This is a genomic window from Halobacteriovorax sp. GB3, assembly GCF_028649655.1.
Taxonomy (GTDB): domain Bacteria; phylum Bdellovibrionota; class Bacteriovoracia; order Bacteriovoracales; family Bacteriovoracaceae; genus BSW11-IV.
In genome coordinates this window covers 247,644-267,802 of sequence record NZ_JAQSLN010000002.1, presented here as the reverse complement: position 1 = coordinate 267,802, position 20,159 = coordinate 247,644, and the positions used below count along the sequence as shown (strand labels likewise).

Annotated in this window: 21 protein-coding genes; 11 read left to right on the top strand and 10 right to left on the bottom strand. The window is 37.8% G+C overall.

Translation table 11 applies throughout. The features are described 5' to 3' along the window. The first annotated feature begins 2 nt into the window (after nucleotides 1-2). The 3 genes from HBN50_RS05870 to HBN50_RS05860 are packed head-to-tail and all read left to right on the top strand — an operon-like array spanning nucleotide 3 to nucleotide 3,322. Complete coding sequence (locus tag HBN50_RS05870; RefSeq protein WP_273868610.1) at nucleotides 3-1,121, top strand: class I SAM-dependent RNA methyltransferase; 1,119 nt, start codon at nucleotides 3-5, stop codon at nucleotides 1,119-1,121. A 57-nt stretch (nucleotides 1,122-1,178) separates the two neighbouring features. Then, nucleotides 1,179-2,039: a tetratricopeptide repeat protein gene (locus HBN50_RS05865; RefSeq protein WP_273868608.1), complete on the top strand. Its 861-nt coding sequence runs from the start codon at nucleotides 1,179-1,181 to the stop codon at nucleotides 2,037-2,039. 5 nt (nucleotides 2,040-2,044) lie between these two features. After that, nucleotides 2,045-3,322: a helix-turn-helix domain-containing protein gene (locus HBN50_RS05860; RefSeq protein ID WP_273868607.1), complete on the top strand. Its 1,278-nt coding sequence runs from the start codon at nucleotides 2,045-2,047 to the stop codon at nucleotides 3,320-3,322. Here the strand turns inward: HBN50_RS05860 and HBN50_RS05855 are convergent. Next, complete coding sequence (locus HBN50_RS05855) at nucleotides 3,319-4,467, bottom strand: LptF/LptG family permease (protein ID WP_273868606.1); 1,149 nt, start codon at nucleotides 4,465-4,467, stop codon at nucleotides 3,319-3,321. The two genes, HBN50_RS05860 and HBN50_RS05855, sit on opposite strands and share 4 nt — an antisense overlap. A gap of 124 nt (nucleotides 4,468-4,591) precedes the next feature. Here HBN50_RS05855 and HBN50_RS05850 point away from each other — a divergent pair, with 124 nt between their 5' ends. Continuing rightward, the gene (locus tag HBN50_RS05850; RefSeq protein ID WP_273868605.1) at nucleotides 4,592-6,109 is read left to right on the top strand and encodes a leucyl aminopeptidase; all 1,518 of its coding nucleotides are present in this window, start codon (nucleotides 4,592-4,594) and stop codon (nucleotides 6,107-6,109) included. Nucleotides 6,110-6,125: 16 nt separating this feature from the next. Continuing rightward, nucleotides 6,126-6,608, top strand: coding sequence for a tRNA (cytidine(34)-2'-O)-methyltransferase (locus HBN50_RS05845; RefSeq protein ID WP_273868604.1), 483 nt, complete (start codon nucleotides 6,126-6,128; stop codon nucleotides 6,606-6,608). On the opposite strand, the gene rnk is transcribed toward HBN50_RS05845, so the two are convergent. The 5 genes from rnk to HBN50_RS05820 form a co-directional block, all read right to left on the bottom strand. Continuing rightward, nucleotides 6,603-6,995: a nucleoside diphosphate kinase regulator gene (rnk, locus tag HBN50_RS05840; protein ID WP_273868603.1), complete on the bottom strand. Its 393-nt coding sequence runs from the start codon at nucleotides 6,993-6,995 to the stop codon at nucleotides 6,603-6,605. The genes HBN50_RS05845 and rnk overlap by 6 nt on opposite strands. 134 nt (nucleotides 6,996-7,129) lie before the next feature. Continuing rightward, the gene (locus HBN50_RS05835) at nucleotides 7,130-8,467 is read right to left on the bottom strand and encodes a hypothetical protein (protein ID WP_273868602.1); all 1,338 of its coding nucleotides are present in this window, start codon (nucleotides 8,465-8,467) and stop codon (nucleotides 7,130-7,132) included. A 92-nt stretch (nucleotides 8,468-8,559) separates the two neighbouring features. After that, nucleotides 8,560-9,612: a hypothetical protein gene (locus tag HBN50_RS05830; protein WP_273868601.1), complete on the bottom strand. Its 1,053-nt coding sequence runs from the start codon at nucleotides 9,610-9,612 to the stop codon at nucleotides 8,560-8,562. Nucleotides 9,613-9,758: 146 nt separating this feature from the next. Continuing rightward, nucleotides 9,759-10,898 (bottom strand): hypothetical protein, encoded by a 1,140-nt coding sequence (locus HBN50_RS05825; RefSeq protein WP_273868600.1) that lies wholly within the window; start codon nucleotides 10,896-10,898, stop codon nucleotides 9,759-9,761. 137 nt (nucleotides 10,899-11,035) lie between these two features. Continuing rightward, nucleotides 11,036-12,553: a lytic transglycosylase domain-containing protein gene (locus HBN50_RS05820; RefSeq protein WP_273868599.1), complete on the bottom strand. Its 1,518-nt coding sequence runs from the start codon at nucleotides 12,551-12,553 to the stop codon at nucleotides 11,036-11,038. A gap of 209 nt (nucleotides 12,554-12,762) precedes the next feature. Between HBN50_RS05820 and HBN50_RS05815 the strand changes: the two genes are divergently transcribed. Continuing rightward, nucleotides 12,763-13,311 (top strand): hypothetical protein, encoded by a 549-nt coding sequence (locus HBN50_RS05815; protein WP_273868598.1) that lies wholly within the window; start codon nucleotides 12,763-12,765, stop codon nucleotides 13,309-13,311. Between the two features lie 2 nt (nucleotides 13,312-13,313). Here HBN50_RS05815 and lgt read toward each other — a convergent pair whose 3' ends face one another. After that, the gene (gene lgt, locus HBN50_RS05810; protein ID WP_273868596.1) at nucleotides 13,314-14,099 is read right to left on the bottom strand and encodes a prolipoprotein diacylglyceryl transferase; all 786 of its coding nucleotides are present in this window, start codon (nucleotides 14,097-14,099) and stop codon (nucleotides 13,314-13,316) included. Between the two features lie 47 nt (nucleotides 14,100-14,146). Further along, nucleotides 14,147-14,983, bottom strand: a complete 837-nt coding sequence (locus HBN50_RS05805; protein WP_273868595.1) for a hypothetical protein — start codon at nucleotides 14,981-14,983, stop codon at nucleotides 14,147-14,149. Between the two features lie 251 nt (nucleotides 14,984-15,234). Here HBN50_RS05805 and rplU point away from each other — a divergent pair, with 251 nt between their 5' ends. From rplU to HBN50_RS05780, 5 genes are all read left to right on the top strand, one after another. After that, entirely contained in the window at nucleotides 15,235-15,600 is a 366-nt protein-coding gene (gene rplU, locus HBN50_RS05800) for a 50S ribosomal protein L21 (RefSeq protein WP_337961799.1), read from the top strand. 25 nt (nucleotides 15,601-15,625) lie between these two features. Next, nucleotides 15,626-15,880 carry a 50S ribosomal protein L27 gene (gene rpmA / locus HBN50_RS05795; RefSeq protein ID WP_273868594.1) on the top strand — a complete coding sequence of 85 codons (255 nt, stop codon included), beginning with the start codon at nucleotides 15,626-15,628 and terminating at the stop codon, nucleotides 15,878-15,880. A 100-nt stretch (nucleotides 15,881-15,980) separates the two neighbouring features. After that, complete coding sequence (obgE, locus tag HBN50_RS05790) at nucleotides 15,981-16,976, top strand: GTPase ObgE (RefSeq protein ID WP_273868593.1); 996 nt, start codon at nucleotides 15,981-15,983, stop codon at nucleotides 16,974-16,976. Between the two features lie 19 nt (nucleotides 16,977-16,995). Then, a complete protein-coding gene (gene rsfS, locus HBN50_RS05785; protein WP_273868592.1) occupies nucleotides 16,996-17,466 on the top strand; it encodes a ribosome silencing factor in 471 nt (156 codons plus the stop codon). Continuing rightward, nucleotides 17,466-17,921, top strand: coding sequence for a 23S rRNA (pseudouridine(1915)-N(3))-methyltransferase RlmH (locus HBN50_RS05780; protein ID WP_273868591.1), 456 nt, complete (start codon nucleotides 17,466-17,468; stop codon nucleotides 17,919-17,921). The genes rsfS and HBN50_RS05780 overlap by 1 nt, the downstream gene beginning before the upstream one ends. A 3-nt stretch (nucleotides 17,922-17,924) precedes the next feature. Here the strand turns inward: HBN50_RS05780 and recQ are convergent, their stop codons facing one another. Together recQ and HBN50_RS05770 are read right to left on the bottom strand one after the other, a co-directional pair. Beyond that, the gene (recQ, locus tag HBN50_RS05775) at nucleotides 17,925-19,736 is read right to left on the bottom strand and encodes a DNA helicase RecQ (RefSeq protein WP_273868590.1); all 1,812 of its coding nucleotides are present in this window, start codon (nucleotides 19,734-19,736) and stop codon (nucleotides 17,925-17,927) included. Between the two features lie 12 nt (nucleotides 19,737-19,748). After that, nucleotides 19,749-20,147, bottom strand: coding sequence for a DUF5522 domain-containing protein (locus HBN50_RS05770; RefSeq protein ID WP_273868589.1), 399 nt, complete (start codon nucleotides 20,145-20,147; stop codon nucleotides 19,749-19,751). Nucleotides 20,148-20,159: the final 12 nt, after the last annotated feature.

Genomic DNA, 20,159 nt, shown 5'->3' with positions numbered 1-20,159 from the left:
ACGTGAAAGTAAATAAGTTTGAAATTGAGCATATTGACCCACTCGGTCAGGGTGTCAGTAAAAAAGATGACAAAATAATTTTTATTCCTAAAACCCTACCTGGGGAGTCGGGTACCTGTGAGATTCTTAAATCAAAGAAGAAAGTTCACTTTGCTAAGGCCACCAAAGTTGATCGCAAAAGCGATCTAAGAATCGAGGACCAGTGCCCTCACTTTCATGAATGCCCCAGTTGCCACTATCTCCATACCGACTACGAGCAAGAGGTTGTCTTTAAAGAAGAGGCCCTCAAGAGGCACTTTAGAACGATTCAATCGCAATTAGATTCGAGTAAGATTCATATTCACAAGGCCAGTGAGCGTTTTGGTTACAGAAACCGTATTCAGCTTCATTACGATGTTGAAGAAAATAAACTTGGCTACTTTGACGCGCTTCAAGAAAGTATCGTTGAAGTTCCAAAATGCAAGCTCTTAAGAAGTGAGCTCCAAGAGAAATTTGATCAACTTTATCAGAATTGGCAAAGGAAGATTGGTCCTAAAGACAAGGCCCAAGGACATTTTGAAATCTATTTAAAAGATCATGAAGTCTCAGTTCACCACAATAAAAATTATGCTCATGGCGGCTTCAGTCAAGTTAATGAGAAAATGAACCAATTAATGAATCTCACGCTTAGCACCCACCTTGAAGAAAGGTCTGGTAATGCGATTGATTTATTTGGTGGTAGCGGTAATTTAACGGCCACGAGCGCTCACCTCAAAACTCTCGTCATCGATGGAACTGAAACAAAATATATTAAAGTCAAAGAGCATCAAAGTTATCGCCAGCTCAACCTCTATGGAAGAAAAGCTCCCGAGCATTTCTCTCAACTACTTGACCAATTCTTTAGTGAGAAATGTGAAACTCTCATCATAGACCCTCCACGAAGTGGACTTAAGAATATTGACGCTTTTCTAGAAAAGGCATCTTACCCTGAAATGATTTACTACATAGGCTGTGAGTGCCCTAATTTAGTTCGCGATCTGGCCAAAATTTCAGATCGATATGAATTGCTGGAAGTTCACCTCTTTGATCTTTTTCCAGGAACGCGGCACTTTGAAACTCTGGCAATACTAAAACGACGATGATTGCTTTCCCCTAGGGCTTCAAGTACAATTTAACTAAGTTTAATCAGGGGTTTTTCAATGTCGTTGTTAAAAAGTATTTTAATTATTCTTTCGATATCAACTCTTACTTCTTGTGCATCTAAGAAAGTACAATCGAGTAATGAGAAAAAAGCTGATATCTACTATGCTCATGGAACTCAAAAGCTTATCTCTAAAGACTATACAGATGCTCTTAATTACTTAAAACAAGCGGCTAAACTTGATCCAAGTAGTTCAAGGACTTTTAATAACTTGGGAATGGCCTACTACTTCAAAAAAAGAAATGATCTCGCACTTAAGCATTTGGAGAAATCACTTGAACTTGATCCAAAAAACTCTGATGCAAGAAATAATCTTGCTTCAATTTATTTCGAGATGGGGCAACTTTCAAAAGCTAAGCAACAATATGAATTGATTTTAGAAGATCTGACTTACCCTCACCAGTATAGAACTCACTATAATTTAGGCTTAATTTTTCTTAAGCAAAATGAAAAACAAAAAGCAGTTACCTTTCTAACAAAAGCAACTGACCTTAAAAAAGATTATTGTGCGGCCAATTACCAACTCGGCCTAGTCTACAAGAGTACATTCAAGTATCACAAGGCGCTAAACTCCTTTAAAGATGCATCAAAAGGTACATGTACAAATAATCCAGAGCCACATTACCAATGGGCGCTGACATTGAAAAACCTTCATATGACTGATCACGCATTAAAGAAATTCCTCGAAATTCAGGAAAATTTTCCAGAGTCTAAGTATGTAAGCTTGGCCAAACGTGAAATATCGTTGATTAAAGAGGAAGAAATGTTCACCCATCAACAAAGATCTAAAATTAGAAGACAATACTATAAAGCAAATAATCAAAATAATGATGTGAACATAGAATCACCAAAGTTTTAAATGAAATGACAAAGAAAAAAAATGAGGGAAACATTAAAACACAAACAGAAGTGAACAATGAAGTTCAAGGTCCTGTTATTTCTCCAGATGAGTCGATTGAAGAAGTCGAGACAAATAACCTCGACGAAAATCAAAGTAGTGATCTTCCTACAATTGGAGAATATCTTCGAACTCATAGAGAAGCAAAGGGCTACTCTATAAAGGTCGTTGCTCAGCATACAAAAATTAATGTTACAAACCTTGAACACTTAGAAAGAAATGAATTCGACAAACTTCCTAATATCGCCTACCTCAAAGGCTTTGTTAGAAATTATGCCAAGATTCTTAATCTAGATGAAAAAGAAGCTGTTGATATTCTTTGTCAAAGTCAAGGCCATATTGAAAAAGAAGTTTCAACTCCAACATCAAAAATCGAAAATATCGATATGAATGTCGATCTTTCTTCAAAAGATGACTCGAGAGTTCCTGAAACGAGTTACAATGCGCCTAATAAGAATACCGGAGCCATTTATAAACTTGGTGGAGCCATTGTTTTGGCAACTCTTGTCGCTTTCCTCTTTTTCAAAGCATCCGATGAAAACGAAACGAATCAAGTTTCTAGTGACACTCAACAGATTCAAGAAGTAAAAGATGAAATTCAAGAAATTGTAGAGGAATCGACTCCTGCGACAGCTGAAGAAGAAACTGTCCAAGCAGGAACTCAGGAGCTAGTTCAAGAAGAAACTCAAGAAGAAACTGACACTAAAGAGCCTGAGGTAACAAAAGAGGTTCAAGAAGTCGCTGTTGAAACAAAGACACCTGAGCCAGTTGAAGAAGAGAAAGTAGAGAAGAAAGAGAAGGAAGAAGAGCAAATTACTCTTAGACCTCTCCCTACTCCACTTTATACTTTCGCCTCACCAACTGATGAGGAACTTCAAGAATTACTACCTGAAAAATATAAGCAATCAGTTGTTGAAGGAAAGCAGAACCTTTTTATCAATGCATTTAAAGGTGACTCGTGGATTACTTATAAAGCTGATGATGAGCCTATTAAGAAGTTCATCTTAAAGGAAGGGAGACAACTTCTCATTCGTGGTGATGAAATAAGAATCTTCTTTGGTAACGTTCATGTGACTAAGATTTTCTTAAATAACCAATTGCTCGACATTAAATCGAGTTCAGGTGTTAAAAGTCTCGTTTTCCCTGAAGAAAGTGTTTCTAAATTTAAAATCCCACTCTTTATTTTTAATAAGAAAACTGGTGAAGTCTCACCATCAAGTGACTTAGAACAGGGCGAGAACTAACTCGCCCAATCTAATTTTCGATAATAATAACTAGCTAGAAGAAAGGCCATCAAACTTGGTACGAATACCGTAATAAATGGTGCTAATTGACCTCGTTTAGAAAAGCTTACACCCGTAAAGAAGAGAGCGTAATAGACAAGAAGAATTCCTAAGGCAACGGCTGAAGTATTCTTACCTCTTCCCCTTCCCTGCTTGATTCCAAGACAAAAGCCAAGAAAAACAAAAATCAGGCACTGAATAGGAGTATTAAATCTCGACCAATACTCTAGTTTTGTTTTTTCTAATTTTATGTGGGCATCTTTTTTATCAGTCTCATTTTTAGCACTATCGCGAAGTGCCTTATACTTTTCCACTTCTTTTAAAAGCTCTCCATTGGTTCTCATGCTATCTTTAGTAACAAAGTTACTGATTGCGCGACCTTCGATAATCGGAAATTCATATTGCTCAAAAATAACTTTTTCTTTGCTGTTATTCTTTCCCGTTTTATAGATATTTCCATCCAAAAGTCTTAGCCTCAGTGTAGGAACACCCCACTGTCCAATTTTGTGCTTAATCATGATTCCTTTTTTAGCAATCACAACCTGTTCTTCAACTTTTCCACTCGCCTTAAATTTAATGAAAACATTATGAAGGACATTTCCGTCATCTTCGACTCTTTCAGCAAATAGAGTGACGCCAGGAATATCTGTAAAGAACTGCTCTGGCCTAATGTCGACAAGTACGCCCTTTGAAGTTAGACGAATTAATGTATTTTTATACTGAGTTTTTGAATAAGGAATAATACTTCTATTGAGCGAGAAGATCCCTAGTGAAATAAAGATTCCAACGATGAGAAATGGTCTAAATAGCTTAAATTTATTAACCCCAAAGGCCCTCATGGCCACAATCTCAGAATCTTCACTCATTTTATTTAGTGTATAGATTGTTGCGAAAAGTGCCGATAGAGGAACCGCCATAGGAAGAAACGAGATACCAATGTGACCAATTAATTCAAAGATGGTCCAAAATGGTACGCCCTTTTTAGTGACAATACGAGTTATTCGAAATAACTGTGACGTTAAGAGGAAAGTAACGAAAAAGAACGTACTAAAAAGAAACGGTGGAATGAATGTAGCAGCTAAATAGCGCTCAGTAATTTTTAACATAGTTCGTCACATCCCAAAATGGCATTTTGAATCGAGCTATGCTAGTTTATACCGCCCGAGCTTAATTAACAATAAAGCACATGCTTTAGATATATTTTATGTTCAACATCCAAGGAGATTCTTCATGGACATTAAACTAAATCTCAATACGAAAGATTTTTCAGGAAAAGATCTAATCGTTGTTTCAGCTTTCCAAAAAACAGTTGAAGCAAAAGGTAAAAAGAAAGAAACAACTGAAGTTGTTAACACTCACTGGTCAAAAGAACTTAAAGAAGCTTTTCTAGCTATTAAGTCTTCTAAGAACTATAAGGCTTCACTTGGAGAAAGATATTTCTTTGCTCTACAAGATGGAACGGAAGTATGCGTTCTAGGACTTGGAGATAAGAAAGCTCTTGACCTTGAAAAGATCAGAAAAGAATTTGCAAACTTCTATAAGGCGGTAAGTTCTAAGTATGCTGACGTTTCTGTTGCTTTTGATGGTTTTGTAAAAGGAAGCAAGGAAGATTCACTTAAAGCAATCGTTGAATCTCTTCTTATGACTGCTTACTCTTTTGATACTTACCTAGCAAAGAAATCAAATCCAACTCTTAAAACAGTTACATTTGATTCTGCAGAAAAAGGTACTTCTAAAAAGAAATTTCAAGCGGCCATTGATGAAGCAACAACAGTGACTTCAGCAATTAACTTTGCAAGAGACCTAGTAAACGAACCACCAAACGTTCTTCGTTCAACTGAATATGCTAAGCGTATCAAGAAAGACGTTGAGAGTATTAAAGGTGTTAAGTGTAAAATTCTTGGAAACAAAGAACTGAAAAAAGAAAAGATGAACCTTTTCCTTTCAGTTAATGCTGGTTCTGCTTATGAAGCTCAACTTGTTCACCTAACTTACACTCCAAAGAAAGTAACTAAGAACACAAAGCACATTGCATTTGTTGGTAAAGGTCTCGTTTTTGATACTGGTGGATACTCACTTAAGCCAGGTGGTTCTATGGTAAACATGAAATTTGACATGGCCGGATCTGCAACTGTTTATGCTGCTTTCAAAGCTGCTGCAGAAATGGGTCTTAATGTTAAAATGACATGTATCCTAGGTATGACAGATAACGCAGTTAACTCTCATGCAACAATGCCAGATGCAATCGTAAAAGCTAGAAATGGTAAAACTGTTGAAATCCTCAACACTGATGCCGAAGGTCGTCTAGTTATGGCCGACTGTCTAGACTATGCCTGTGATCTAAAGCCAGACGCACTTATTGACTCTGCAACTCTTACTGGAGCATGTCTAATTGCTCTAGGAACAGAAGTTTGTGGACTTATGGGTAACGATCAAAAACTTCAGGACAAGCTTCTAAAGTCAGCTAAAAATGCTGATGAGTACATGTGGCAACTTCCAGTGATTCCTGAGTGGCACAAAGATATGAAATCAAATATCGCTGATCTTAAAAACATTGGTGGTTCAAGATTTGGTGGAACAGCGAAAGCTGCGGCATTCCTTAGTGAGTTCATTAAGAATGATGTTGCTTGGGCCCACCTAGATATCGCAGGTGTTGGTGATTCACAATCTCATCTTCCATACTGTCCTTCTAAAGGGGCTTCTGGACTTGTGATTAGATCACTTGTTGATTTCCTTAAGAACTCATAATTAAAAAGAGATAAGAGTGAAGATCAAGCCCACACGTTTTAATATCGTACTCTACGCTCCCGAGATTCCAGGTAACACTGGAAGCATCGGGAGAACGTGTGTGGCCCTTGGTCTTCGCCTTGTCTTAATTAAACCCTATGGTTTTGACCTCTCAGAAAAAGCAGTCAGAAGAGCTGGACTCGACTATTGGAAACATGTTGATATCGCCGAATATGAGAATTGGGATGATTTTCTAGAAAATGAAAAGCCTGAAAATGATCAACTCTATTTCTTTTCAAAAAATCCAGAGCAGAATTACTTTCAAGCCGACTACAAAATCAATGGCTATTTGATCTTTGGATCAGAGACAAAAGGTCTTCCCCAGCATATCTTTGATAAATACCCACAGAGAATGTTTTCACTTCCAATGTTTAGTGAGCATGTACGTTCATTGAATCTTTCTAATGTTGCAACAACTGCTGCATACGAAGCTTTAAGACAAATCAATCTGAAATTATAAATCCCAGTCCCCATTGGCCTCTGGTTGATAGACGACTTTTAAAATAGTAATGAATTTAGTGATCCCATTCTCACTTACCCACTCTATATTATCTCCCTCGCGACGGCCGAGAATTTTTGAACCAAGAGAATCTGAAACAGAAAGTCCCTTTCTCTTCTTTGTTACATCGGTTGGATAGACTAGAGTTGCCTCTAGCTTTGAATTAGTCATTTGATCCATAAATTCAATTTCAGAATTCATGGTTACGACATCCTTAGGAACTTCTTCTTTAGCAACAACACAGGCATTCTTTAGCTCTTGTTCAATCTTTTCATAGCCATGATAATTTTCAATAAGGCCTTCTAAGCGTTCAAAATCTAAATCTGTCACAATAATTTGTTGCTGCATTCATAACTCCCTTCAGCCTATTGTTCTTCAATTCTCTCTTATTTGTTAGTATTTAAAAAGTGAATACGGGAAAATCTAACACAAAAAAACCCGGGACGAAGCCCGGGTCTTTTATCTGACAATTTATTCTAGAATTAGAACTTGTAAGTCATACCAACTCTGTAAAGAAGTTGATCAAGTCTTAGGTTCCCATTTTCAGAAATTGTAGATCCATTGTTTGTTGCACCAATTAGACCATCAATATCAAGGTTACCAAAGTTAAGACTTGCACCAGCTCTTACATCTGTAGAGTTAGTGATTGATCCCTTACCTTGTGATCCAAATTCAGCAGCAGCAAGTTGAGCTACAACAGCGTTAATTGAATCATAGTTCTTGTTGTCTTTTTTACCGTAAAGGTTGTGAATGATTGAACCTCTAAGAGTTAACCAGTCAGTAGCCTTTGACTCGTATCCAAGAACAACTGGAACATAAGTAAGACCAACTTCAGCAGTCTTTGCTAGTTTAATTTCGATGTCTTTCTTTTCGAAATATACACTAGTGTAAAGAGTACCATCACCGTTAGTCATAGTATTACCCCAACCAACTTGAATTGTATTGAAGCTACCTTCAGAAGTTCCTTGCTTACCTCTAGCTGAAGATCCAGAAGAAGCTGCATCTAGAGTTGTTCCACCAGTTGTGTAGTTGAAACCATCTTTTTGATCCCACTTAAAAGTTTTGTAGTAGGCCCAGAAAGTATTTTGTCCCATGTGGTAAGCACCACCAACATGTACACCTAGTTTTCCATCAAACTCGTGCTCGAAAGAACCAAGTCCAGCTAGAGAACCTGTAAATGTAACTGTTTCTTTTGCAGAAGAAGCAAGAGATAGGTTTAGGTGAGCATCCCAGTTTTTAGCTTTAACACCAAAACGAGCTGCCATGGCCTTATCTTCTTCTTTTTGTGCGCTTTCTTTATCTTCAGACTTTGTGTAAAGGAAGTTTGATCCCCACTTTAGACCAGCAGCTTCCCATCCAAAGAATAGGTCTACTTGGTTATCTGAAGTATTTAGAAGGTGACCAGCAGAAGAACTACTGTTTGTAGATGCACCAGCAACTACAGCGGCTTGAGAAGTAGAAAGAACTCTTAAAAGAGTTGAAGTCTTCGACTCATTTCCAACGTAAACACCGTAAACAAAGTTACCGTGCTTCTTAAGAAAACCACCTTGAGCTTTTGGATTAGTATCTGCATCAACAGTTGTATTTGATGAAGAGTCACCAGTAAGAACCTTTCCGTTTTTACCAAACTCAAGAATTACGCTGTTAGCGTAATCGTGAATATTAGCAACGTTAAGAAAGATGTTTCTGTTATCTTGAATGTAGTAAGAACCTTCGCTATCGATTTCGTTGTTACCAAGAGCTTTGATTCTAGCTACTGTTGCGTTTGCAGAAGGTGCAAGAACTGCTGCAAGGGCAAGTGTAGAAATAATTTTTTTCATGATCTTTCCTCCATGAACGTTGGGTCAGGAAGCACCCAAAAAAAAGGCCTCCTCTACTCTAACAAGCAAAGGAGGCCCATTTAATCAAATAATTAGAACCAGTAGTGAACTGCTACTTTTGACATAAGAGCATCAGTTCTTAGGTTACCATTTTCGTTACCTGAACCGTCAGTTCCGATAACACCGTCAACTTTTAGCTTACCAAAGTTAAGAGTTGCACCAGCAGCTACATCAGTAGTGTTGTTAGTTGATTTCTTCTTACCATCAGTTTTAGTTTCGTTGATGATAACGTTTTGCTTAACAGAACCTCTAAGAGTTAGCCAAGAAGTTGCGTCAGACTCGAAACCTACTGTAAGTGGAAGAGCTGTTGTTTCAGTCTTAGTTCCACCTTTAACTTCTGTTTCAGTAGTTGCATAAGCGATGTCAGTGAAAACTCTTGCAGTAGAAGTAACTTCGTGAATGTGACCAACACCAACAGTCATTGCAGTGTAATCAGTTTCAGTTTTTGTTCCTGAAACAGTTTCTTCTTTTGTGTTTGTTTCGTAATCAGCAAAGAAAGTCATTGCACCCATGTTGTATGATGCACCAAGTACCATACCGTCACCTTCGAATTTATCGTCAGCTGTTGCAGCACCTTTAGACTCATCTTTAAGATCTAGGTTAGCATATACTTCGATAGCTCCCATTTCGATACCAAGACCAAGTCCTAGACCGTCATTTTCTTTCTTGAAAGCTCCAGACTCATCTTCAGAAGAAGTATAGTGAAGTCTTGCACCCCATTTAACACCCATGTCACCAGCGAACATAAGGTCAAGGTTGTTATCTTGCTTAAGGAAGTTTGAGTTTGATCTGTCAAAAGTTCCGTTAGCTTCATCACCTAGGTAAAGACCGTAAGCAAATGATCCCATTTCTCTAAAGAATCCACCTTCAACTGTTTCAGAAGCATTTGAATCTCCCCACTCAGTAACTAGGTAGTTTTTAGTGTTGTTAAGAGCAGAAGCGTTTCTGAAAACGTTTCTTGTGTCTTCGATGTAGAAAGACCCTCTGTCAGTGTTTTGCCCAAGAGCGGCCATTCTTGATTTTGTTGCGAATGCACTTGTTGAAAGTACAGCAAGTCCAGTTGCAAGAAGTACGTGCTTTTTCATCAATCTTCTCCTTGATTAATCGATTACATCCCTAGTTGTAATCCTTTTATTAATAGCAGTACGAAATACTAATTTATTTATTAATAAAAGTTTCGAGGCCTTTTGGATGTTTGTCAATACTTTAAAATCACATGAATGGAGCGAATTTAGCTGAGAATTTTCGCTAATTCCTCTTGCCCTTTAAGCGCTCTGGCAAAATGCGTTAAAAACTCACAGGAATCTGCGATGCTACCATCTTCTTTAAGAGAAACTTCAAGAGGTGCATTAAAGCTAATGAAAGTTAGGTTCTTATTCTCACCCTTAGTTTGAGCATAAATCGAATCGTCAATTTTTAGACTCATCGTATTTTCAGTGAGAGTTATGAATTCTTTAAATGAAACATCTTTAGATGTTGCGAAAATTTTTTCTAAATTTTTTTTCAAATTTCTTATTTTTCTACTTAAATCTTCTTCTGAAGTACTATTTTTATCTACAAAGTGGAGAAATTCTACGACTTGGGAACCCTCTTCTTCTTGAAAATCACCTATGAAATGGCCCCAATCATGCGTATAACTCAATGGAATAAAAAGTGTTTTTTCAAGATCAGTAATAGGTTTATCAAAAACAAGTTTAATGAACAAAGAGCACGGTGTAGCCGTTGATTCGCAAAATTCAATGAATGAATCAGAAAGCTGATTCATGTTCTTATAACACTCTTTATAGAACTCTGGTCCCATGGCCCAATAAAGATTTTCTACGCGATAAATAGTACCATTTGCACACTCTACTTCGTGGTGAGCATTTTCAACGAGATCTTCTGGCTCAATTTGCTTTGTATGAGTAATAAGATTATTGAAAGACTCTTCGTTGATCTTCTTTATAAGTTCTTCATCTCTTAAAAAAGAAAAGTACTTATCATAATCAAAATGAAGTGCAGGTGTACTGTAGTACTCTTCATCCCACAGCAGAGTTTCAGACTTTGAACGACCACCAAAATCTTTAAGCTTTAAGTCTTTAAAAAATACAGGCATATCACTTGCTTCACTTAAAACATATTCAGAGAAGTTATCTTTAATATAGTTAATATTAGATAGCCCTCTAATTGAACTTGGCCCTTTAATTCTTAAGTGCTCTTTCGTTAGCTCTGTATTTGTTAAAAGCTTCACTTCTTCACCTAGTTTTTCTTTCAGGTCTAAGAATGTCTTAACAGCAAAAGCATCATTTCCAACGACAAGATTGCGAACGAAAATAACTTCGCTTTCTTTAACGTCAACTTTCTTGAGCTTTTTAAGATCACTATAGGCCATTTGTATTTCCTTTAACCACGATGAAGACAGGTGAAGGCACGAGTTTACAACAAATGAAAACCTCTTTGCAAGCGCTCTATTAAGGAATATTGGGCAAAAAAAAGCCTGACGAATAGTCAGGCCTTTATGAGATTTATTTATTCAACGATTAATTTATCACCAGCTCGAATCATTCTGTGCTTAATGATATTAAGATTAGAAACAATCAAAGTATCAAGACTTGTTCCCGTTTTTCTAGAGACACTCCAAAGAGAGTCACCACTTCTGACAGTGTAATACTTCTTAGGATTGGTAATTCTCTTTCCACGTCTCTTAGCGATATGAATTCTCTTACTATAACGTCTTTTTCTAACAACACTCTTTCTCGGTTTTTCATAGAGATCAGCATACATAGGAGCGCGTTTGCTTTGACCCTGTCTAAAAGGAATAGAAATTTTCTCCCCTTTTTTTAATCGAGATCGCGTAGACTTTACCACAGGATTGAGGGCGAGGAGAACTTTGGGATCTTTAATTTTAAATTTTCTAGCGACATCTTTTAATGTAGTTCTACTCCCTCTTACGCGATAGTTTTGAAAGTCTGAGGCAAGAAGTTTGGCTTCCCTACAACACTCATTCCACGCAACTTTTTTACCAACAGGAACTCGAAGAGTGTAAGATTCAATTGAGTTTGGAATAAACCAACGAAGAACTTCTGGGTTTAATCTTTGGATTTCTTCAAACTCGACATCGAGGGCCTGTGCGACCATCATTAAATCTGTACCACCTTGAACTTTAACTTCTTCAAAATCAAGTGGCTCGTGAAATTCAATTTCCTCAAATCCAAATGACTTTAAGTTTTTTCCAATAATGGCAAGGGCCATAATTTTTGGAACGTAGTTCTTAGTTTCAGGCTTAAGATATCTCCCCTTTCGAATACGCCAAAAATTCTCTGTTCTATATCTTCTGATTGCTCGAGACATTTTTCCCTCTCCTGCATTATATGCAGCAGCGGCTAATTCCCAAGCACCAAAATCTCCGTAGAGCTTCTTCAAATATTTTGAAGCGGCGATCGTCGCTTTAATCGGATCACGTCTTTCGTCAATATACCAATCGATATGAAGTCCATATCTTCTTCCCGTATAGGGCATGAACTGCCATGGACCAACAGCTTTTGCCCAAGACTTCGCCTTATTTTGGAATCCGCTCTCGGCCATCGCTAAGAAAATGAGATCTCTTGGAAGACCATGGTCTTCAAGAATTTTTCCCAAGACTGGTGCATATCTTCCAGCTCTAGCGCCATAGCGCTCAAAAAATCCTCTACCTCTATTTAGGAAATAATTAATCCACTTCTTAACAGCGCGGTTATAAACAACGGGAATATCGAAATAATAATTTTCTAAATTCAAATGTTCAGCACCGTAGAGAAAATATGTCTTCCCTTCGTATAGACCAGGCTTCTCAATTAAAGCTGAACCCGTAATTGAGTTCGGATCATCATGAGTGGCATGGTAATCTTGAGCCTCGAGAGTCCAGGCCTTATGCTTAGAAATTGGTTGTTTTACTGATTTTGCAACGTCATTGTCACTTTTTTGATTTGATTGAGTAGCACATCCTGAAAACAAAGCCGCAATCGCGAGAACTTTTACTACTTTAGTATGCTTAAATATAACGTCCATGACCTCTACCCTTATGTTCATCCTGAAGGCAACGTCCCTTTATTCTCTATTGTGTATAAGAACCAGTCAACAGGCCTAATATTTTTTTACTTTTACAATAAATTTTATCGTCAAAAAAGAGTATTATATTAAGAACTTGAGTGCTCTGAGCGGTCTTTAGAATAACTTTCCGATCTTTGTTCACCTAAGTAATAGAGTAAAATATTGTTATGAAAGACTTAATATCCCTGACTTGTCTGCTCTCTCTTTTTTTTACTCTAAATGTAAAGACTTTCGCCAAAGTTGAAGCACAAAATTATAATTTCAGCCTAGATGAATTGGCATTATTCGCTCCAGGCCAGCCTTTAGAAAAGATCAAAGAGAAGTACAAAGATATTGATGTCATTAAAGAATCTGGTGAAGAACAAATCATAAAAATCTACGTCGCCCAAACTCGCTACAAGTATCCAGTCTATATTCAACTTAAAAATAAGACTTCGATTGGCTACTACGCCAAACTTCCAACTTATTTTTTACACGATATCTTTCATCAGTCTCTTATCAATCGATATGGAAAACAAGACACCTATAAAAAGCAGGAATCCGAGGCCATTTATATCTGGAAGAATGCAAATGGAAATATGATTGTCTATAACGGAGCCTGTACGATTACTTGCTTCCCCGTTTATTTAAGCGTGATGAAAAAGCCTAAAAAAGAAGAGGCCATTAAGCCCCTTCTCCAACAATTTATGAATATCGATTTATTTAAGAAGATTTAAAATTAAACTTTGTAGTTTTTCTTTCTAGCAAATCCCATTAAAAGAACGCCAGCAATGATCATGAGTAGACATAGGATTTGTCCCATGGTCGTCGTCCCTGCGAAATAATAGCCGAGTTGCTTATCTGCTTCGCGAAAGAATTCTACAAAGTAACGGAATGATCCATATCCAATCAAAAAGAACGCGCAGATGATTCCATAAACTTTTACTCTTCTTACAACAAGCCAGAGAATGAGAGTTAAAACGACACCCTCTAAAATTCCTTCATAAAGTTGAGAAGGATGGCGTGGATAAGGACCACCGTTAGGAAAGACCATTCCTAGGGGTGAATCGGTCACTCGTCCATAGAGTTCTCCGTTAATAAAATTTCCCATTCTTCCAAAGAAAAGTCCTGGGCAACCTGCAAGAGCTACAGAGTCCATGACCTGGAACCAAGGTATATTATTTCTTCTCGCAAAAATAATACCACCAACAACAAGTCCAATGATGGCCCCATGAAAACTCAGTCCACCTTTCCATACAGAAAGTAATTCAGCTAGATTATGAGAATAATAATCCCAGTTATACACGAAGACATAAATGAGTCTTGCTCCAAGAAACATACAAATGAGCATTGTTGTAATAAGTGAGTCGATTTTCTCTACACCAACTTTAAAGAAATTTCTTTGCACAAGTTTCTTTAAAAGAAATCCTGCGATTAAAAATCCTATAACGTACATCAGTCCGTACCAACGAACTTGAAGAGGGCCTAAAGAAAAAATAACGGGGTCTATCTGTGGAAATGTCATACCACGATGTTAACCCCGTCACTTAGTTGTGTAAATATAATGATTTATTAGTTAGATGCTTCCTTTCTAGGAACAAAACTCTCCGCTGGATAGATAAGTCCGACGGATTCTTTCGCTACTGCACTAATCATTTGTCTTACAGCAGTTGATAGACCTTTATAATCGAAATAAGCACAGTGAACTGATAAGAAGCTCGCAAGCTCTTCAGTTTGCATCGGAAGATTTCTATTTTTAAGATTGCGATCGAGCTTCAAAAACTTAAAACGCCTTTTCATCTTTCGCTTACCATCTAGTGAGTACATAAAACGATTTCTCAAATCAACAAAGACAGCTTCACCTTTCGCTTCACCCTGTCTCAAGACAACGAGTCCATCTTCTACTGGGCTTGCCCAAAATCCTAGAATACCAACAGCACTCAGAGACCAAGCAAGGTAGCGGTTAATTATCGATCGACTTGCAACCTCGAAGTGAGGTGAGCCAAAATCGGGAAACGCTCCAAGTTGCCACTCTCTCGATGCGAGAGAATAGACCATCATTCCGACATTCTTATAGCGATAAACACTGTATCCATTTTTAGGAATGATACTTTCATGGCCATAACGATCGCTATCCTGGGCCATCTCAATTTGCTTGGCCACCTGAGTTGATGCCTCAGAGATTGTTAGTAGTCGCGTATTTGGCCTCGAATTAATATCCTTAAAGACAACTTCGACCTCATTTTCTTTTAATTCATCGAATTTCATCTCCTGAAGAAACCCAAGAATATCTGGCTCAAAGTCCTCAAGAGCAACCCTCAGATAAATAGGAAGATCACTTTCTTTAAAGTACTGAAAATACGTGTATACAACACCATCATCTAGCTGATCTTTTTCAATTTTTTTCATATAAACCTCATTCACTCCTTTCAGTCACCCAAATGACTTATCGGCTTAAATGAAACAAATCCAACCAACTAAACAATACCTATAGAGCAATGGCATAACTTTCCTACTGGAGGGCCTATTCCCTCTTGACATGAGGCCAAAAAACTAATAAAAGTCATAGGTTCATATGGTTAATGACTCAAATTCGGGGCTTAAAAGCTTCTGGTCATAGAGACCGAACCCCTGGGTTTGTCGAAAATAGGAGATTCTTGATGTACGGAGTTGTAGAAATTGCAGGACATCAGTATAAAGTTCAAGCTGGAGACGTTCTTGACGTTGAAAAACTAGCTAACGAAGCTGGTACAACTGTTGAATTCGAAAACGTTCTTTTTGTTGGTGGTGAAACACCAGCGGTTGGTTTCCCAACTGTTAACGGTGCTAAAGTTACTGCGAAAGTAATTAAGCATGACAGATCTAGAAAGATCATCGTTTTCAAAAGAAAGCCAGGAATGTACAAAAGAAAAAATGGACACCGTCAACACTATACTTCACTTCTAATCACAGAAGTTAACGATGGTAGCGGTAACGTTCAGAAAATCGAAGCTGATTCAAAGAACGCTAAGAAATTTTTAAAATAATTAATTAGATTTACAGGAGTATATCATGGCACACAAAAAAGCCGGTGGTTCAACAAATAACGGACGTGACTCAAACCCAAAAATGCTTGGTGTTAAGAGATTTGGTGGAGAAAAAGTTCTTGCTGGGAACATCCTTATTAGACAAAAAGGTTCTAAATTCCACGCTGGAAACGGTGTTGGAGAAGGTAAAGACCGTACTCTTTTCGCTCTTAAAGACGGCGTTGTAAAATTCGCTTACTACAACAAGAACAAGAAAACAGTTTCTGTTGTAGACGCTTAATTCAAAGCACTAAAAAGAATACAAAATAAGAGGGGAATCTTTATGATTCCCCTTTTTTATTATATATACTGCATTGTATTATAATAACAATTGAGAAAATATGCGCTTTATAGATGAAGTAAAAATCACAATTAGCTCTGGTCGCGGCGGAGATGGCTGCGTAGGCTTTCGTAGAGAAAAGCACGTGCCTCTTGGTGGTCCAGATGGTGGAGACGGTGGAGATGGTGGAAACATCTACTTCCAGGCCGATGAAGGTATCAACACTCTAATGAATTTTAGAGGACGACGTATCTACCAAGCAGGACACGGAGAAAACGGGAAAGGCAGCCAAATGCATGGCCGCTATGGAGATGACCTCATCTTAAAAGTTCCTGTTGGAACTATTATTCGCAACCAAGACACTGGTGAAATTCTCGCTGACCTCACTGAAAATGAGCAAAAAATAATCTTGGCCGAAGGTGGACGAGGTGGTCTTGGTAATATGAACTTCAAGACATCGACAAACCAAGCACCACGATATGCCCAAGAAGGTCAACCAGGAACAAGTTTAGAGATAGAGCTTGAGCTTCGCCTCATTGCTGATATCGCTCTCATAGGTCTACCTAACGCAGGAAAATCGACACTTATTTCAAGAGTTTCTGCAGCAAAACCTAAAATTGCAGACTACCCTTTTACAACCCTTGAACCAAATCTAGGTGTTGTTTCTCTAGGTGAAGAATCTTTTGTTGTCGCCGATATTCCAGGTCTTATTGAAGATGCATCAGAGGGGAAAGGACTTGGTATCAAGTTCCTTAAACACATTGAAAGAACTAAGGCCTTTGTTCATCTCGTTGATGTTTCTTGGTGTCTTGATGAATTTGAGGCATTCGAGCAATATGTCATCGTTAGACAAGAGCTTGAAAAATACAACTCAGACCTTCTCAACAAAAGAGAAATAGTCTGTCTTACAAAAATTGATGCAATGACTGAAGAAGAGATCGAAAAGTTTCAAACATTCTTTGAGGAGCAGCTCGATAGAAAAGTACTGCCTATTTCGTCTCCATCAGGAAGAAATATTGATATTTTGAAGAACTTAATGCTAAAAACTCTAGAATAAATTAGAGAACGGAAAAAATATGAGTAGAGAATTTATCACAAAAGAAGTTACTAAAATTTTCAAAGACGAGAGTCTCGAATACCCGCTTAACATGGCCATGTCAGCTGCATGGATCTTAGGGAACTACAAAGGTATTAACCTTAAAATTCTCGATGTATCTAAAACCAGCTCACTAGCTGATTACTTTGTTCTTGGTTCGGCAACAAACATCACTGCTGCAAAAGCAATGGCCGATGAAATTGCTGTTCAAATGAGAGAGCTAGGTCATGAAACTATTTCTAGAGAAGGTTTCACTGATACAGACTGGATTCTAATCGATTTTGGAGATGTTATTGTTCACATCTTCCAAGAGACGACAAGAAGTGTCTATGACCTCGATAATCTATGGTCAGGAGCGAAGAGTATTGAGATTCCTCAATCGTACTATTTTTCTTCTGATGCTGAAGACCAAAGCAATAGCGATCAATCTGATGATCGTGGCTTCTTTTAATGCGTGAGCTTCACTTAATCACTGTCGGTAAATTAAAAGACAAGCATATCGAGAAGCTTGAGGACGATTATTTAAAACGCCTCAAGCTTCCAAAACTTAAAATCCACGAAGTTAAATCCCATTCAGAAAACCTTCAACTCGAAGCTAATGACGTTTTAAAAAAAATTGACGATATTGCAAAGAATGCTTTTGTTGTCTTAATGGCCGAGAATGGAAATCTCTACGATAGCCCTAAATTTTCAAAGTGGTTATACAATCATATTGAAACCAAGCAAGAGCCTATTGTTTTAGTGATTGGTGGAGCGGCTGGGCATGGAGAAGAAGTTTTAAAGAGGGCCAATGGAAAGCTCTCGCTCTCACCACTTACCTATCCCCATAAACTTGCACGACTACTTCTTGTCGAACAACTTTATCGAGCACAAACGATTTTTCAAAATCATCCTTATCACAAATAAGAATTAAACTTGATACTCTTTAATTACTCTTAAAAAGTCTTCCCCGTACTTCTCTTGCTTACTCTTTCCAACTCCATAAACCATAAGGAGGTCATCCATTGATTTTGGTAGAAAAAGACACATATCATGTAAGGACTTATCACCAAAGATGACATAGGGGGGAACATTGGTTTCAAGAGAGATCTCTCTTCTTAGAGAACGAAGCTTTTCAAAGAGATCATCTCTACCATGAGCAGAAGTTCCATCACTTTTAAGCTTCTTACGAACTCCTTGAAAACGATCATTAACTAGTTTTCGAATATAGAATTTTTCCTCACCTTTTAAAAGGGGTGAACATTTGGCCATAAGACCGAAGTTACGATATTCCCAATTTTTAATAGTGATGAAGTTTTGAGTAAGTAACTGGCGTATGACAACATTCCACGTGTCTTTAGAAATTTCTTTTCCAATTCCATAGACAGAGAGTCTATCGTGGCCTTTCTCAAGAACTTTGGCGTTCTTACTCCCACGTAAAATATCAATCAAATAGGCAGCTCCGTAGAACTCTCCCGTATGATAGACAGTTGAAAGAAATTTTTGAGCGTAAACCGTCGCATCAAAAAGCTCCGGAGTATCAAGACAGTTATCGCAATTCCCACAATCTTCTATCTTCTCTGCAAAATAGCCAAGAAGCTGCTTTCTTCGACAGCTCGTCGACTCACAAAGTGAAAGCATAAAATCAAGTTTGTGTCTGGCAAATTTCTTATAAGTTTCATGCGCCTCAGTCATTTCAATCATGCGAGAATTTTTAACGACATCAGCAAGACCATAAATCATCCAAGCATTAGAGGGATTACCATCTCGACCAGCTCTTCCGGTCTCTTGATAATAATTCTCAACACTCTTAGGTAGATCAAGGTGAGCTACAAAGCGGACATCTGGGCGATCTATCCCCATTCCAAAAGCAACTGTTGCAACAACAATAATCTTTTCTTCTTGATTAAAGAGATTTTGATGGTGAGTTCTCACATCAGAACTCAACCCTGCATGATACGCAATAGCATTATAGCCAAGGCCACGAAGCTGCTCTGCAACCTTTTCAACTTTCTTTCGCGAAAGACAATAAACAATACCCGTATCTTCTTTATGAAAAGACTGAATGAAGTCATGAAGTTGCTTAAGCTCATCCGTTCTCTCTGCAATGAGGTACTTGATATTTGGGCGATCAAAAGAACTTATATATTCATTGTAATGATCAAACTTAAGTTGATTCGCAATATCCTTTCTTGTTCTTTTGTCCGCAGTTGCAGTCAGGGCCACCATAGGAGCGTTTGGACAAAGCTCCCTTAGCTCACATAAACGCGTATAATCAGCTCTAAACTCATGCCCCCACTGAGACACACAGTGAGCCTCATCAACGGCAATTAAAGACACATCAAGCTTATTCAATAGGTTTTGAATAAAACCAGCGTGAATGGCCTCTGGGGCGAGATAGAGAATTTTTATTTCTTTAGAAACAAGCTTCCTTTCAATTTCAAGCTTCTCTTCAAAGCTCTGCGTTGAGTTTAAAAATGCAGCCTCTATTCCATTTTGCTGTAGACCAAGAACCTGATCTTGCATGAGAGAAATCAAAGGAGAAATAACAAGGCAAACTCCATCAAGATATAATGCTGGAATTTGATAACAAAGAGACTTTCCTCCCCCTGTTGGCATGATGGCCATTGTATCAATTCCATCTAAAATAGAATTGATAATATTCTCCTGCTCTAAACGAAAGCAGTCATAACCAAAATTCTCTTGTAATAAATCAATTAACTTTTCTTTTCTCTTTTCCATATAGACAAGTATTTACTCTTGAAGAAAGCTTTGAACAAATTCTTCATCAAAGCCTTGATCCTCAAAGCCCTCTTGTGGGTAAACTTTTTTAACCTGAAAGAGTCCCATTTCAATAAGACCACATAGGTGATCTTTCAAATAGAGGAGTTTAAATTTATCTCGATTCTGATCGGTAATTTTAATTTCCTTCTTCGCACCAAATGCACCTGCAAGTAGGCTTGAAGAAATATCCTCAGAAGATGCCTGATTTTTTTGAAGTAAATTTCTAGCTGTTTCAATATTTGAATCATCGATTGAAAGAACCTGGAAACCAAGATTCGTTGCCGTTGTTCCATAAGGACAATGAAGACAATTTGATTTACAACAATGCCCACGTTTTTTAAGATAACTACTCGTAAATATTTCGCTCATAGACACTAGAGT